This is a genomic window from Mesorhizobium sp. P160219 (assembly GCF_057786095.1).
In genome coordinates, this window is record NZ_JBYNWG010000001.1 from 6,455,513 (window position 1) to 6,468,305 (window position 12,793).

11 protein-coding genes are annotated in these 12,793 nt (G+C 65.8%); 8 read left to right on the plus strand and 3 right to left on the minus strand.

The features are described from left to right. Positions 1-4: 4 nt before the first annotated feature. On the minus strand, positions 5-1,189 hold the full coding sequence (locus AC3EMP_RS31255; protein ID WP_352597669.1) for a Gfo/Idh/MocA family protein: 1,185 nt from the start codon (positions 1,187-1,189) through the stop codon (positions 5-7). Positions 1,190-1,478: 289 nt separating this feature from the next. Here AC3EMP_RS31255 and AC3EMP_RS31260 point away from each other — a divergent pair, with 289 nt between their 5' ends. The 8 genes from AC3EMP_RS31260 to AC3EMP_RS31295 all read left to right on the plus strand — a co-directional run bounded on the left by AC3EMP_RS31260 (position 1,479) and on the right by AC3EMP_RS31295 (position 10,818). Continuing rightward, complete coding sequence (locus tag AC3EMP_RS31260) at positions 1,479-2,366, plus strand: MurR/RpiR family transcriptional regulator (protein ID WP_023710855.1); 888 nt, start codon at positions 1,479-1,481, stop codon at positions 2,364-2,366. 79 nt (positions 2,367-2,445) lie between these two features. Further along, a complete protein-coding gene (locus tag AC3EMP_RS31265) occupies positions 2,446-3,228 on the plus strand; it encodes an SDR family oxidoreductase (protein ID WP_023691914.1) in 783 nt (260 codons plus the stop codon). Beyond that, positions 3,225-4,760: a mannitol dehydrogenase family protein gene (locus AC3EMP_RS31270; RefSeq protein ID WP_023714098.1), complete on the plus strand. Its 1,536-nt coding sequence runs from the start codon at positions 3,225-3,227 to the stop codon at positions 4,758-4,760. The genes AC3EMP_RS31265 and AC3EMP_RS31270 overlap by 4 nt, the downstream gene beginning before the upstream one ends. Positions 4,761-4,781: 21 nt before the next feature. Then, positions 4,782-5,696, plus strand: a complete 915-nt coding sequence (locus AC3EMP_RS31275; RefSeq protein ID WP_023704173.1) for a sugar phosphate isomerase/epimerase family protein — start codon at positions 4,782-4,784, stop codon at positions 5,694-5,696. Between the two features lie 78 nt (positions 5,697-5,774). Next, the gene (locus tag AC3EMP_RS31280) at positions 5,775-6,809 is read left to right on the plus strand and encodes an ABC transporter substrate-binding protein (RefSeq protein WP_023735086.1); all 1,035 of its coding nucleotides are present in this window, start codon (positions 5,775-5,777) and stop codon (positions 6,807-6,809) included. Positions 6,810-7,077: 268 nt separating this feature from the next. Beyond that, positions 7,078-8,628 carry a sugar ABC transporter ATP-binding protein gene (locus tag AC3EMP_RS31285; protein WP_023704175.1) on the plus strand — a complete coding sequence of 517 codons (1,551 nt, stop codon included), beginning with the start codon at positions 7,078-7,080 and terminating at the stop codon, positions 8,626-8,628. Further along, positions 8,625-9,596: an ABC transporter permease gene (locus tag AC3EMP_RS31290; RefSeq protein ID WP_023710849.1), complete on the plus strand. Its 972-nt coding sequence runs from the start codon at positions 8,625-8,627 to the stop codon at positions 9,594-9,596. The genes AC3EMP_RS31285 and AC3EMP_RS31290 overlap by 4 nt, the downstream gene beginning before the upstream one ends. A gap of 241 nt (positions 9,597-9,837) precedes the next feature. Next, positions 9,838-10,818 (plus strand): ABC transporter permease, encoded by a 981-nt coding sequence (locus AC3EMP_RS31295; RefSeq protein ID WP_023704177.1) that lies wholly within the window; start codon positions 9,838-9,840, stop codon positions 10,816-10,818. A gap of 354 nt (positions 10,819-11,172) precedes the next feature. On the opposite strand, the gene AC3EMP_RS31300 is transcribed toward AC3EMP_RS31295, so the two are convergent. Together AC3EMP_RS31300 and AC3EMP_RS31305 are read right to left on the minus strand one after the other, a co-directional pair. Further along, positions 11,173-11,613, minus strand: coding sequence for a lipid-binding SYLF domain-containing protein (locus tag AC3EMP_RS31300; protein ID WP_023686526.1), 441 nt, complete (start codon positions 11,611-11,613; stop codon positions 11,173-11,175). 160 nt (positions 11,614-11,773) lie between these two features. Beyond that, positions 11,774-12,766, minus strand: a complete 993-nt coding sequence (locus AC3EMP_RS31305; protein WP_023710848.1) for a hypothetical protein — start codon at positions 12,764-12,766, stop codon at positions 11,774-11,776. Between the last annotated feature and the right edge of the window lie 27 nt (positions 12,767-12,793).

The window sequence follows — 12,793 nt, forward strand, 5'->3', positions numbered from 1 at the left end:
CGCCTCACCCGAACCGTGCCGCCGTCCAAGCCCCACCCGCAGCATTCGACTCCACCGCCGCCGCCACAAACTTCACCCCGCGCGCGCCATCGACGACATCGGGCACCTGTGCCGCGCGCGCCGGATCAACCGACCCGCCCGAACGGTGCGCGCGAATGATGTCGGCGGCGTCGCGGTAGAAATTGGCGAAGGCCTCGATATATCCCTCCGGATGCGCCGCCGGCATGCGCGACACGCGCTGGCTCTCAGTGGTCGAGCCATGGCCGCCGCGCACCAGCGTGCGGGTCTCCTCGCCGTAGATGGAGAAGCGCAGTTCTTCCGGCCGGCCGCCCGACCATTCGAGCCCGGCTTTGTCGCCATAGATGCGCACCGAGAGATCATTGTAGTGGCCGGGCGAGGTCTGGCTGGCCAGGATCGTGCCGCGCGCGCCGCCGGTCCAGCGCAGCAGCACATGTGCATTGTCGTCGAGCCGACGTCCCGGCACGGCGGTGAACAGATCCGCCGACACCGCCTCGGCCTCGCAGCCGGAGATATAGCTCGCCAGGTTGAAGGCGTGCACGCCGATATCGGCCAGCACCGCCGACTGCCCGGCGCGCGCCGGATCGGTGCGCCACTCCGCCTGCTTCTGGCCGTCGGCGTCGATCGGTTTGGTCAGCCAGTCCTGGATGTAGGCGCCGTGCACGGAAACGATCCGCCCAAGCGCACCCGCCGCCACCATCTCGCGCGCCTGGCGGACCATGGCGTAGCCGGTGTTGTTGAGGGTGACGACAAAGCGGCGCTTCTTCGCCTTCGCCAGCGCCACCAGCGCCTCAGCGTCGGCCAGCGTCGTCGACAGCGGCTTGTCGCAGATCACGTCGATGCCGGCCTCGAGAAAGGCCGTGGCAATCGGCGCGTGCAGATGGTTGGGCGTGACGATGACAACCGCCTCGATACCATCCGGCCGCGCGGCTTCGGCCTGCGCCATCTCGCGATAGTCGGCGTAGCTGCGCTCGGGCGCGATGCCGATCTCGGCGGCCGAGGCGGCGGCGTTCTCCGGGTCCGACGACAGCGCGCCGGCGACCAGTACGATCTGGTCGTCCAGGCGCATGGCGAGCCGATGCACGGCGCCGATAAAGGCATTGCGCCCGCCGCCGACCATGCCGACCCTGAGCCGCTTGCCCGCCGATCCGTCCGATGTTGCGTAGACCATTTCAAACTCCTCCACCTGTGGCTTCGTCATCCTGGGGCGTAGCAAGGAGCGCAGCGACGCAGCGCAGACCCCAGGATCCATGCCGTGACATCAGAGCGATGCTACGGTGCAGAACCTTCTCGTCCGCTGCATTCCTCGACCATCGTCACGGCATGGATCCTAGGGTCTCCGCGACGGAGCTTCGCTCCTGCTTCGCCCTAGGATGACGACGTTGGGAAACCGCACCCCTTTCGAACGCGATTTCCAATTTTCATATTGTAAAACGATCGTACCGCGCTAGCCTGAAATCATGAGTGGGGCAAGCAAGGCATCCGGGCGATCGAGCACCGACGAGGCGGCGACGCGCAAGCGCGGGCGCTCTCTGGCGGCGCTCGGCTACATCCAGCCGCAGACCTACGAGGAGCTGCGCGCCGTGCTGTCGTCGGGCACGGTGCATTTCCCCAAGCGGCTGCGCCAGGTGGCGATCTTCCTGTGGCAGCATCCGAGCGATGTCGCGCTCGGCACCATCGCGCAGGTGGCGGCACAGGCCGGCGTGCAGCCCTCGACGCTGGTACGCTTTGCGCAGATCTTCGGCTATTCCGGCTTTTCCGATTTCCAGGGCCTGTTCAAGGAGCACATCAAGGGATCGTGGCCGGAAGGGCGCGGCGAGCCGCGCACCGAGACGGAGCCCAATCTGCATTTCCTGCACGGCATGGTCGGGGCATCGCAGGCCTCGCTTGGCCGCATCGAAGCCGGCTTCGACGTCGCGAGTTTCGACAAGATGGTAACGCTGCTGGCGGCCGCCGAGCTGATCTATGTCATCGGCTCCAAGCGCGCCTTTCCGGTCACCGCCTATCTGTCGCTGACACTGTCGCAGCAAGGCGTGCGCAACGTGCTGGTCGACAATGTCGGCTCCTCCGCACTCGACCAGATCGGCTGCATCGGCGCACGGGACGCCGTGCTTGCGGTCTCCTTCAGCCCCTACAATTCGATCACGCCCGATCTCGTCGCGGTGGCGCATGAGCGCAAGGCCCGCATCGTCACCGTCACCGACAGCACTTTCAGCCCGCTGGTTCGGCTCTCGGACGCTTGGCTGGAAGTGGTGGAATCCGACTTTGCCGGCTTCCGCTCGCTGGCGGCGTCACTCGCTGTCGGCATGGCGCTGGTCCATGGGGTGGCGGCGCGGCGCGGCGAATGAGCCGCCGCTGGCACAATTGACTATCCAGAATTGCCGTTCCATATTTAAAAAAATAGAAACTTTATTCCCGGGAGGAGGAATGGAGATCCGGCTTGACGGCAAGGTGGCTCTGGTCACCGGGTCGACGCAAGGCATTGGCCGCGCCATTGCCGAGACGCTGGCGCGTTCCGGTGCCGCCGGGCTGCTGGTCACCGGGCGCGAGAGGGCGCGTGGCGAGGCCGTGGCGGCCGAGCTTTCGCAATTGGGCACGCCGACCATCTTCGTCGCCGCCGACCTTGCCGATGCTGACGCCCCCACCCTTCTGGCGCAGGCCTGCATCGAGCGCTTCGGCCGCATCGATGCGCTGGTCAACGCCGCCGGCCTGACCGATCGCGCCTCTTTCCTCGACGCCAGCCTCGACGATTGGGCGGCGCTGTTTGCCGTCAATGCGCGCGCGCCGTTCTTCCTGATGCAGGCGGCGATTGCCGACATGAAGCAGCGCGGCCAAGGTGGCGCCATTCTCAACATCCTGTCGATCAATGCCCATTGCGGCTCGCCGGAGCTTGCCGTCTATTCCGCCACCAAGGGCGCGCTGGCGACGCTGACCAGGAACGCCGCCAACGCCCACCGTTTCGACCGCATCCGCGTCAACGGCATCAATGTCGGTTGGACGGACACGCCGGCCGAACGCATCATGCAGGCGGAGACTTTGGGCAACGGCCCTGGCTGGCTTGAGAAGGCCAATGCCGCGCAGCCTTTCGGCCGGTTGCTGACGCCGGACGACATCGCCAGCCTCGCCGTCTTCCTGCTGTCCGACGCCGCCGGCCCGATGACCGGCGCGGTCATCGACCAGGAGCAGGCGGTGATCGGGGCGAACCGGTGAGCGCCTCCACCGAAACGCTTGGGCCGGCGCTGCTCGACCGCTTGCCGGCCTCGGTCCAGACACCGTCCTATGACCGTATGCTCCTGGCGCCCGGCATGGCGCATCTCGGCGTCGGCGCTTTCCATCGCTGCCATCAGGCCGAATACACCGACGATCTCATCTCGCTGCGCTTCGACCGCTGGGGCATCGTCGGCATCAACATCCGTCCGCCCAGCCTTGCCGACACGCTGGGACGGCAGGGCGGGCTCTACACAAGGCTGATCCGCGAGAACAGCCACATCGAGGCGCGCGTCATCGGCAGCATCGTCCGGGTGGTCGACAGCCAGGAGAGTGCGGCACCGGCGCTCGGCGTGCTGATCTCACCCGATATCGAGCTAGTGACGATGACGGTGACCGAAAAAGGCTATTGCCACATCCCGTCCAGCGGCGAACTCGACCTCGGCCACCCTGATATCGTCCATGACCTCGCCAACCCCGAGACGCCGCGCAGCGTGCCCGGCCTGTTGGTGCGGGCGCTGGAGCAGCGCCGGGCCACGCATGGGCGGCCGCTGACGCTGCTGTCCTGCGACAACATTCCGGCCAATGGCGTCATCCTCGGCAACGTCGTGCGCAGCTTTGCCGAACCGCGCGGCAATGGGCTGGCCGATTGGATCGCGGCCAACGTCGCATTCCCCTCGGCCATGGTCGACCGCATTGCGCCGGCGGTGACGCAGGATGACCTCGATAGTGTCGAACAATGGTTCGGCTACCACGATGCCGCCGTCGCTGTCGGTGAGCCGTTCCGGCAGTGGGTGATCGAGGAAAAATTCGCCGGCCGCATGCCGCGCTGGGATCTGGTCGGCGCCACCTTCGTCGACGACGTCACGCCGTTCGAGCATCTCAAGATGCGGGTGCTGAACGGCGCCCAGACGACACTGGCTACGCTCGGCGTGCTGGCCGGGCTCGAGCACACATCGGATGCCATAGCCAACCCGCTGCTGTCGGACTTCATCAGGCGCATGCTGGTCGAGGAGACTGTGCCGACGCTGATGCCGGTATCCGGCGTCCTGCCGCTCGCCTATGTCGAGCAGAGCCTTGCCCGGCTGAAGAACACCGCGATCCGCCACCGCAACCACCAGGTCGCGACCGACGGTTCGCAGAAGATCGTCCAGCGCCTGCTCAACCCGATCCGCGACCGGCTGAGCCAGGGCCAAAGCATCGGGCTGCTGTCGGTGCCGGTCGCCGGCTGGATGGCCTATCTGATCCAGGCCTCGGGACGTTTCGGCAGACGCTGGCCGGTGTCGGACCCCTATGCCGGCAAGGTCGCCGCAATCGCCGACGCGACCGGTCACGATGCCAGCGCGCTGGTGTCCGCCATCCTTGCCATCGACGGGATATTCGGCCCCGGCCTTGCCGCCGACGATACGTTCCGCGCGGCCGTGATATCGGCGCTGGGCGACCTGCTGTCGGACGATCCGATGGCGGCTGTCCGGCACAGTCTCGAACAAGATGAGGTCGCGAGGTTGAAGCGATCCAAACAATCGGCATTATAGTCGTCGGTCTAGGGAGGCAGAATGAAACTTGGAGTGCTTACAGCACCGTTTGCGGAGACGCCGCTTGGCGAGGTCGCCGACTGGGCGCACTCGGCCGGCTTCGAGGCGCTGGAAATCGCCTGCTGGCCGAAGACATCCGGCGCGACGCGACGCTATGCCGGCACCAGCCATATCGATGCCGCTTCCACCTCGCCCGCGCAGGCCAAGGAGATCGTCGCTTCGCTGACGGAGAAGAAGCTGACGGTCTCCGGCCTCGGCTACTATCCCAACCCACTGCATCCGGACCCCGCCCATCGCGAGGCCGTCATCGGCCATCTGAAGAAGGTCATCGTGCTGGCCGCCAATATGGGCGTGCCGGTGGTCAACACCTTCTGCGGTGGCGATGCCTCGAAGACCGTCGACGTCAACTGGCAGGACGCGCTGAAAGTCTGGCCCGAGACCGTCGCCTATGCGCGCGATCACGGGGTAAAACTCACCTTCGAGAACTGCCCGATGATCTTCAGTTATGACGAATGGCCGGGCGGGCACAACATCGCCTATTCGCCCTACATCTGGCGGCGCATCCTCGAGGCCTGGGGCGGCGAGGTCGGCATGAATTTCGACCCCTCGCATCTGGTCTGGCAGATGATCGACCAGGGCCGCTTCATCCGGGAGTTCGGCCCCTACATGCTGCATGTCCACGCCAAGGATTTGATGATCGATCATGATGGTTTGTATGAGCGCGGGATTCTTTCCGCCGGGATAGGCTGGCAGGTGCCGCGCATGCCGGGATTGGGCGATGTCGACTGGAGAGGCTTCTTCTCCGGCCTCTACCGCGCCGGCTATGACGGCTCGGTCATCATCGAACATGAGGACAGGCGGTTTGAAGGCAACGACGATGCGGTGAAGCGGGGCTTCCTGCTCGCCCGCGACGTGCTGCGCCCCTTCGTCAAATGACGAGGTGAATGACTTGGTCCGATCCTGCCGAAGGGTCTGGCCCTGAGACGAAAAACAACAATGTGGAGGAGTACTGACATGAAGAAAATACTGACCATGGTCCCGTTGCTTGCGGGCGCTGCCTTGCTGGCATCGATGGGCGTGTCGTCGGCCGAAGCCAAATATACGATCGGCATTTCCAACACCGTGCAGGGCAATGGCTGGCGCGAGGAAATGGTCTGCGCCATGAAGGCGCAGGCGCTGGCTTCGGGCGAAGTGACGAAGCTCAACATCGCCCACCGCAACACCGATGCCGCCGGCCAGCTCGAAGACATTCGCAATCTGATCAGCGCCAAGGTCGACGCCATCGTCGTCAACCCCGCTGATCCCGCCGGCATCAAGGCGGGCCTGGAAGAAGCCACCAAGGCCGGCATCGTCGTCGTTGCCGTCGACCAGGCGGTGACCGAACCGTCGGCCTACATCATCTCCAACAACCAGGAACAGTATGCCTATCTCGGCGCCAAATGGCTGTTCGGCCAGATGGGCGGCAAGGGCGAGGTGTTCTACATGCGCGGCGCAGCGGGTGCCTCGGCGGACTCGGATCGCGACAAAGGCTTCAAGAAGGCGCTGGCTGAAAACCCCGGCGTGAAGGTGGCTCAGGAAGTCTTCACCGGCTGGCAGCAGGATCAGGCCAAGCAGCAGATGCTGTCGTTCCTGGCCACCGGCACGCCGTTCAACGGTGTGTGGACCTCCGGCATCGACAACGTCATCGTCGACGCGCTGGTCGAATCGCAGGCGCCGCTGGTGCCGGTGGTCGGCGCCGACAATGCCGGCTTCGTCGGCCAGCTGAGCTCGGTGAAAGGTCTCGTCGGTGCAGCCGTCACCAACCCCGGCTCGATCGGCGGCGCGGGCGTGACGCTCGCGCTGCAGATCCTCGACGGCAAGAAGCCGGCGCAGCAGACCGTGCTGGTCGACCCGCAGCTGTGGGACAACGCCACCGACGAAGGCAAGGCCAAGCTGAAGGCAGCCGCCGACCCGTCCCTCAGCCCGGAATGGCCGGTCTCGATCTCGATCCCGGAGTGGACGACCTACACGAAGGAGCAGATCGTGGCCTGCAAGGGGCCGGGGGAGTAAGCCTGGTTTGAATGAACTGGCGAGGACGGCGAACGGCCGTCCTCGCCACACAGACTAGCGCTCTACGGCGCCCCCCTCTGTCCTGCCGGACATCTCCCCCACGGGTGGGGAGATTGGCTGTCATCTCGGCTTTCGCTAATTTTCTACGTCGCAAGACGAGGGACGGCGCCGGAACTGCCAATCTCCCCCCAAGTGGGGGAGATGTCCGGCAGGACAGAGGGGGGCGCCGTAGAGTGCCAGCAAGAGAATTTCTGATGCGGACATCGATTTGACCACCAGCCCCCTCCTCGACGCCACCGGCGTCGCCAAGAACTACGGCGCGGTCGCGGCCTTGCGCAACGCGTCGCTCTCCGTCCGGCCCGGCGAAGTCCACGCGCTTATGGGCGCCAATGGCGCCGGCAAGTCGACGCTGGTAAAGATCCTGACCGGCGCCATTCCCGCCAATGCCGGCCGCATCCTGATCCGCGACGAAGCGCGCGACATTCGCTCGCCCGCCGCCGCGCGCCGCGCCGGGCTGCTGCCGGTCTACCAGGAGCCGTCGCTAATCCCCGATCTCGACGTTCTCTCCAATCTCAGGCTCACCGGCACGCCGGTCGAGCCGTTCCGCGCCTGGGTGCGCGAGCTCGGCATTCTTGACCTCGATCTGCGCGACACCGCGCGCGACATTCCGCTGGCCGTGCTGCGCGTGCTCGACCTGGCGCGGGCGCTCGCCGTCGGGCCCGACGTGCTGCTGCTTGACGAGATGACGGCGGCCCTGCCCGCCAACCTCGCCGAAAAGGTGCTGGAAGTGGTGCGCCGCCAGGGCGATTCAGGCCGCGCCGTGATCTTCATCTCGCACCGCTTCGTCGAAATCTCCGCACTATGCGACCGCGCCACCGTGCTGCGCGACGGCGAGACCGTCGGCGTCGTCGACATCGTGCCGGGCGTCGAGGAAAAGATCGTCGAGCTGATGCTCGGCACCCGTATCGTGAAAACTCATGTCGCCGCCCGCAGCGCCGCCGAGAAGGCCGCGCCCGCGACCACCCGGCCGCGCATTTCGGTGCGAAACCTGCGCGTCGGCGCCAAGCTCAGCGATGTCTCCTTCGATCTCGCCGACGGCGAGGTGGCCGGCGTCGTGGCGCTCGAAGGCCAGGGCCAGGACGAGTTGTTCGCCGCCCTTGCCGGCTCGATCCGGCCCTCCGGCGGCACGATCGAAGTCGATGGCCAGCCGGTGAAATTCTCGCATCCGATCGACGCCATCCGCGCCGGCATTGCCTATGTGCCGGGCGACCGCTCGGAAGCGCTCGCCATGCAGCGCTCGGTGCGCGAAAACATCGCGCTGCCTTTCAGTGCCGCGCTGCGCAACTGGGGCCCGATCAACAGGCGCCGCGAACGCACGACCGTGCTCAGCGCCATCGAGCGGCTGCAGATCGACACCCGCGCGCAAGGCGAGGTGCAGCGCCTGTCCGGGGGCAATCAGCAGAAGGTGACCATCGCCCGCTGGATCGCGGCGGATGCCCGCACCATCCTGTGCTTCGACCCGACGCGCGGCATCGATGTCGGCACCAAGCAGGAGATCTACAAGCTGCTGCGCGAACTCGCCGGCAACGGCAAGTCGGTGCTGTTCTACACCTCGGAGCTGGAGGAGGTGCAGCGCGTCTGCGACCGCGTCATCGTCATCTTCGGCGGCCGCCTGGTCGACATTTTTCCGGTCGAGGAGGCCGACGAGCCGGCGCTGATGCGCGCCGCCTACGGCCTGCCGCGCGGCGCCAAGGCCGATATCGGCATATTGGCTGATCCGACCGCGAACACTTCGGCTTCGCCGGAGGCGACGCCATGAGCCATTTCCTGCGCCGCCAGGGCTGGGTTGTCGGCCTGTTCGCCCTGCTCATCGTCCTGTTCATCGCCACCAGGATCATCCAGCCGGCCTATGGCAGCAATGATTTCGGCTCGCTCGCCCGCGCCGTTCTGCCCTATGCCTTCGCAGTCGCCGCGCAGACGGTGGTCGTCATCGCCGGCGGCATCGACCTGTCGGTCGCCGCCATGATGGCGCTGACCAGCGTCACCGCGGCGTCGATGATGAATGGCGCGAGCGAGGAATACGCGCTGTTCGTGGTGCCCTTCGTGCTGGCCATGGGGTTTGGCCTTGGCGCGCTCAACGGCCTGCTCATCGTCGTCACCCGCGTGCCCGACATTGTCGTCACGCTGGCCATGCTGTTCGTGCTGCAGGGCGCCGCCCTGCTGGTGCTCGATGCGCCCGGCGGTGGCATCGCCGAATGGCTGAAGGCGCTGATCTCCGGCACGGTACCGATCCCCGGCCTGCCCGACGCCGTAGATGCCTGGCTGCCCAAGGCGCTGCTGGTGCTGATCGTGTGCCTCTGCGTCATCTGGATACCGCTGCGGCGCTCGCGCCTCGGCCTCTCCATCTACGCCATCGGCTCTAGCGAACTGGCGGCGTTCCGCTCCGGCGTGCCGGTCAAGCGCACTCGCATCATCGCCTATGCGCTGTCGGGCCTGTTCGCCGCCTTTGGCGGCCTGGCGCTGACCATGAGCACCGGCATCGGCGCCCCCATCCCCGGCCCCTATCTGCTCGCCAGCGTCGCCGCCGTGGTGCTGGGCGGCGTAGCGCTCGGCGGCGGCAAGGGCGGCCTGCTCGGCCCCATCGTCGCCGTCTTCGTGTTGAGGCTGGTGCGCACCGACCTGACGCTGCTCGCCATCGACCCGAATGTCACCGCGATTATTGAAGGGCTGATCATGGTGGCGGTGGTGATGTTCGGGGCGTTTATCACCATGCGGGGGCGGCAATGATGGGTGTGCTGTCGCAGAGAGACGTCGGCGTTCCTTCGCGCCCCCCTCTGTCCTGCCGGACATCTCCCCCACGAGGGGGGAGATCAGCTGTCATCGCCGCTTTCGCCAGCCTTCAACGTTGCAAAAAGGAGCGAGGCGCTGGAGCTGCCAATCTCCCCACAAGTGGGGGAGATGGCCGGCAGGCCAGAGGGGGGCGCCGTAGAGCGCCATCCTCGCAGCACACAACACCAAGAGCCGCCCCATGAGCACCACCGCCATCACCCCGGTCCCCTTCGGCCGCCGCATAAAGCGCTTCATGGCCGATCGCCCGCTCATCCCGCTGATCGTCCTGCTCGCCATCCTGGTTATAATCCTGCAGGTCCTGCGCCCCGGCATCGTCAACGAGCGCTGGATCGCCAACACCATCAAATTCGCCATCCCGCTGGCGATCCTCTCGGGATGCCAGACCATAACCATGCTGACCGGCGGCATCGACCTGTCGGTCGGCACGGTGGCGACGATGAGCGCCTTCATCATGGCCACGCAAGTGGTCAACCAGGATCCGGCGGTGGCGTTCCTCCTGGCGATGATGCCGGCGGTGCTGATCGGCCTCGTCAATGGCATCGGCGTCGGCGTCTTCCGCGTCCACCCGCTGATCATGACGCTGGGCACCAGCCTGATCGGCACCGGCTGCCTGCAGGTCTACCAGCGCACGGTGATCGCGTCGGGCGCAAAAATCCCCGACTTCCTGGCTTGGCTCGGCACCGGCGTGACATGGGGCTTCCCCAACGCGCTGCTTTTGTTCGTGCCGCTCGCCGCCCTCATCGTCTTCACGCTCGCCCGCACCGGCTTCGGCCGCCTGCTCTACGCCGTCGGCGACAATGAGCGCGCGACCCGCCTGTCGGGCGTGCAATACTGGCAGGTCATCACCGCGCTCTACGTCACCTCCAGCGTGCTCGCCGGCATCACCGGCCTGCTCTATATCGGCTTGATCAAGGCGCCGTCGCTGTCGCTCGCCGAACCGCTGGTGCTGCCCTCGGTCGCCGCCGCCGTCATCGGCGGCACCTCCATCTTCGGCGGCCGCGGCGGCTACACCGGCACCATCATCGGCGCCCTGATCCTGACCGTGCTGACAACACTGCTGACCATCCTGCAGATGCCGGAGGGGGCACGGCGGATCTTGTTCGGGCTGATCGTGCTGTTCGTGACGGCGGCGTATTTGCGGATTGTGGAGGAGCGGTAGGGGGCTGGCGGCAGTAGTGCCGCCGGTCCGGCGCTGCAAGCCAGGCTTACCCGTCAGAAGCGCAAGGCTATCGCCTACGGCAGCGCCAGCCCCCACTCCGTCTCGGCTTCGCCGAGCCACCTCTACCCCCACGTCCGTGGGGGAGAGGAAATGCCAAGCTTTCATAGGAAGGAAATCCAAGTTTTTCTTGAGGCAGAACCTAAGCCTTTGAAGCCGCGACTTCCAAAATTAGCGTTTCCTCTCCCCCACGAAAGTGGGGGTAGAGGTGGCTCGGCGAAGCCGAGACGGAGTGGGGGACCGACCTACTGATTGCCACCATCCTGGGCGACCTTGCCCACCCAGACGCAACGCCCCTTACTTCAACGAAATCGCCATCCCGCTCAGATCCGCATTCACCTGCAGGCCCACCTGCCGGCCGGTAAGCTCGAGCTGGGCGCCCTTGTCGTTGGTCATGACGATCACCTGCGCCCCCTTGCCGAGCGCGCCGCCACCGCCGGCCGCGCCATAAACGCCGGTCGCATCCCGCACCCTGCGGATATGGCGCACGGTGCCCCGGAAATAGGTCTTGGAAACCCCGAAGGCGAAGCCGCCCGAAACGCCGCCGATCGTGATGGGATAGGAGCGGCCGTGGAAGGTCAGCGTCCCCTCGCCGCCGGAACCGCCGACGAAGAAGGCCGCCTTGTAGACGGCAAAGCGGATCGTGCCGCTATCGGCATGCGCGGCGCTGGCAGCGCTGACGGACACAGTTGTGATGGCCGCAACCGCAAGCGAACGAAAGCTGGACGAGATGGTCATGGTGGGAGCTCCTCAAGTGCGCCGCTTGCCCAGCCGGCAGGCGGCGTCGAATTCGTAACCAACTTGAACAATCTAGCCCGTGATTTGGTTCCAGGCAGGCTGTGACAAGATCCGACGAAACGTGACGTGGTGTACTTTCGGGTTGCGGAGGAGGCGGCGCCTATTTTCTCTTCCTGAGCACTTTTCGCAGCATTAACTTCAGCCGCCTCATCTGGTAATGGCGCCGCAACTTGGCCAGCGCCGACTGGTGGGCGGTGTCGATTGCAGCCAGCGAGTCCGCCTCGGTAGCCTGCGGCAGCGCGAGCAGCGCGTCGGCCTGAAGATCGGCAAAGGGCTTGGGGTCATAGCTGGCGAACGGCGTCGGCGGGTCGCTGAGCACGGTGGGGTTGCTGTTGATCTCGAACACCACCAGCCTGCCGTCGACGAATGTGTAGTCGATGCGTCCATACTGCATATGGGCTTTTTCGAAGACCCGCATGACCGCATTGGCGTCAGGATTCGTATCGATATAGGTCCTGATTTCTTCGATATGCGCCGGCAGCAATTGCTCGGGCGAATTCTTGACGAACCACGATTTCGACATGGCGCAATGCTGGCCGTAGATCGTATCGCCGACCCGAAACGCCGCGTACTTCCTGAAATAACCGTCCATTCCGGGGGTGCCGATCATCTCCACCACCATCGGCCGCACTAGATCGCTACCGTCCAGCCGGGCGATCGCGGCGTCCAGCGCCGGCCGGTCGTGCAGCAGCGGCGGCTCCCTGTAGAGTGCGCCCGTCTCGTCGCGGATGAAAACGGGATAGCGTATCGGCTCTTCCAACTCGTCCGGCCTGAACACACGAAAAGCGTTGCTGCCGTCGGCGTGAAGCAGGCGCAGCAGGTCGAAGCGCTGCAGGCTGGCGGTCGGGTGATTGAGCTGCGTCAGGCCGGTGTTGTCAGCCAGTTCGGCGCTGATGCCGGCCGCGCGGCTCAATTCGTCCGATGTCAGCCGGTCCATGTCGGACCAGATGACCACCCCGGCGCGAACGCCGCGCAGCAGCCCGGCATCCTCGTAGCGCACCAGCCGGAACCACGCCTCCAGGTCAGTCCGGTGATACAGAAGCACCACCGCCTGCGTGTAGGCGTGCTCCCGATGCGCGACGTAAAATATCATGCGTTTCCGTTGTCCGTATGTAATTGC

Excerpts from the sequence above, each read along its gene's own strand:
- AC3EMP_RS31255 (WP_352597669.1), bottom strand. The coding sequence starts at position 1,189 with ATGGTCTACGCAACATCGGACGGATCGGCGGGCAAGCGGCTCAGGGTC.
- AC3EMP_RS31300 (WP_023686526.1), bottom strand. The coding sequence starts at position 11,613 with ATGACCATCTCGTCCAGCTTTCGTTCGCTTGCGGTTGCGGCCATCACA.
- AC3EMP_RS31280 (WP_023735086.1), top strand. The coding sequence starts at position 5,775 with ATGAAGAAAATACTGACCATGGTCCCGTTGCTTGCGGGCGCTGCCTTG.
- AC3EMP_RS31265 (WP_023691914.1), top strand. The coding sequence starts at position 2,446 with ATGGAGATCCGGCTTGACGGCAAGGTGGCTCTGGTCACCGGGTCGACG.
- AC3EMP_RS31295 (WP_023704177.1), top strand. The coding sequence starts at position 9,838 with ATGAGCACCACCGCCATCACCCCGGTCCCCTTCGGCCGCCGCATAAAG.
- AC3EMP_RS31260 (WP_023710855.1), top strand. The coding sequence starts at position 1,479 with ATGAGTGGGGCAAGCAAGGCATCCGGGCGATCGAGCACCGACGAGGCG.
- AC3EMP_RS31305 (WP_023710848.1), bottom strand. The coding sequence starts at position 12,766 with ATGATATTTTACGTCGCGCATCGGGAGCACGCCTACACGCAGGCGGTG.
- AC3EMP_RS31275 (WP_023704173.1), top strand. The coding sequence starts at position 4,782 with ATGAAACTTGGAGTGCTTACAGCACCGTTTGCGGAGACGCCGCTTGGC.
- AC3EMP_RS31290 (WP_023710849.1), top strand. The coding sequence starts at position 8,625 with ATGAGCCATTTCCTGCGCCGCCAGGGCTGGGTTGTCGGCCTGTTCGCC.